Below are 1,382 nucleotides of genomic sequence, written 5' to 3' on the forward strand. Positions count from 1 at the left end.
CGGCAAGCGAGCGCTCAACCTTCCTTGGCCGAACGTGTTTCGAGGCCCAAAACTCGTGCCATACTTGGCCTCATGCGGTTGAATTTCCTATCCGTTGTTGGTCAGCGGCGTCGCTTTAGCGCAGAGCGGAACATGATGAATAGCGGCGCGTGGATGGGCGGATACGGCGAGATATGGATGCCGATCTTGCTTGTTATCGTGGTTGTCGCTCTCGTGGTGTGGGTCGTCAAGCAAAAGAAGTAATCGGCTTCGAAAGTCTGCTCTGCGTAGGCAGCATCGGACCTCGCCGTCTGTCGGGGCGATCCGAGCGCTCATAAATGAATCCGACGTTTTTTTACTGACAGGAGTTCACCATGAAAAAATTGATTTCTATAAGCCTGGTCGCGATGATTTTCGCTGGCCTTTCTGCATGCGCGCAAGATTCCACGAAGGGAGGCATGACCATGAAGGATGGCATGGCCATGAAGGATGGAATGGCCATGAAGGATGGTATGGGCATGAAAATGGATATGAAAATGATGGACCCGAATAATGACGGAATGATCTCCAAAGAGGAGTTCATGAAACATCACGAGTCCATGTACGACAAAATGAAAAAGGGTAGCAATGGCATGGTCAGCACGAAAGACATGCAAATGATGATGGACGACAAGATGATGAAGAAGTGATGCCGCGTAACAGTGGAGCAGCGGTTCAGCGGCCACGTTATTTAATGAAGTACTTGCGCCTGTAATGCGCGGGGCGCAGCCCAATCCCGCGCGGCGGCACATGGGCAACATTAACGCGCGCTGGCCCGTCCGGCTTTACGAGCGCAACAAGACCAGCATCTCAGTGACTAGCCGTAACGATAGACGGCGTTCAAAACAACCAAAAGGTGATGACTATGATTCACGGCGATTGGATGGGTGGCTGGGGAACCGGTTACATGGGCGGGTGGGGCGGCTTGTGGATGATCCTGGTCGTGGTTGCCGTGATCCTCGGCATCGTGGTGTTGGTAAGGTGGGTAGGCAAATCGTCGGCATCGTCTGGCACGCGCGTCTCGAATGCTGCGCTCGACGCACTCAACGAGCGCTATGCCCCCGGCGAGATCGAAAAGCAGGAGTTCGAGGAGAAAAAGCGCGCCCTTGGCAAGTAGCACGGTCGCAACCTTCAACTTCTTTCCCTGTCTAAATGCGTCCCAAAGAGGCCGCAGAAGCGCCGGGATCGGTCGAATGAAATCCGGATATGGACGCTACGCACAAAAACGTCGCCTTACTCTCCGCCTGTCAGGCGCTGCTGTTCACCAATAGGGGTCTCCTCGTTTTCAGTGCAATAAGTGACGGTACGCAAAGCTAGCACTGGCGCGGGGGTGGTCTGGGTAGACCGTTGATTTCATTGACTTT

At 54.0% G+C, this 1,382-nt stretch carries 3 protein-coding genes; all 3 read left to right on the top strand.

All coding sequences use genetic code 11. The features are described from left to right. Positions 1-243: hypothetical protein (locus B059_RS21290; RefSeq protein WP_038059378.1), on the top strand; the 243-nt coding region annotated here is incomplete at its 5' end. 110 nt (positions 244-353) lie between these two features. Continuing rightward, positions 354-668 carry a hypothetical protein gene (locus tag B059_RS21295; RefSeq protein ID WP_018079682.1) on the top strand — a complete coding sequence of 105 codons (315 nt, stop codon included), beginning with the start codon at positions 354-356 and terminating at the stop codon, positions 666-668. Between the two features lie 215 nt (positions 669-883). Further along, positions 884-1,135 (top strand): SHOCT domain-containing protein, encoded by a 252-nt coding sequence (locus B059_RS0118365; RefSeq protein ID WP_018079683.1) that lies wholly within the window; start codon positions 884-886, stop codon positions 1,133-1,135. Positions 1,136-1,382 lie beyond the last annotated feature (247 nt).

Origin of the sequence: Thiobacillus denitrificans DSM 12475, from assembly GCF_000376425.1 — a bacterium.
Classification (GTDB): domain Bacteria; phylum Pseudomonadota; class Gammaproteobacteria; order Burkholderiales; family Thiobacillaceae; genus Thiobacillus; species Thiobacillus denitrificans.